Origin of the sequence: Algibacter sp. TI.3.09 (assembly GCF_038154905.1) — a bacterium.
Taxonomy (GTDB): domain Bacteria; phylum Bacteroidota; class Bacteroidia; order Flavobacteriales; family Flavobacteriaceae; genus Algibacter.
Genome location: NZ_JBAKAN010000080.1, coordinates 1 through 282, shown reverse-complemented (window position 1 = coordinate 282; position 282 = coordinate 1). Strand labels below are relative to the sequence as shown.

Annotated in this window: 1 pseudogene; it reads left to right on the top strand. The window is 34.0% G+C overall.

The features are described 5' to 3' along the window. A pseudogene (locus V6246_RS18405) lies at nt 1-282 on the top strand (DUF2339 domain-containing protein); the annotation flags it as partial.

Below are 282 nucleotides of genomic sequence, written 5' to 3'. Positions count from 1 at the left end.
AAACATTACCATGTTATGGGCAATTGAAGCGGTTATGTTAATGTGTTTGGCTCAAAAATCTCAAATTAAAAGTAACCGTTTTGCATCTGTTTTAGTACAAGCATTAATGATAGGTAGTTTGGCAATGGACTGGGAAGTTTACACTAATGCAGAAGATTTTAGTATCGTGCTTAATCCTGTATTTATTGCTGGGCTTTTAGTGGTTTTATCCCTTGTTGGGGTGCACTTATTATTACGTAAAGAGACTGAGAAACTAGAAAAATTTTGTTTAGTTTTCAATCC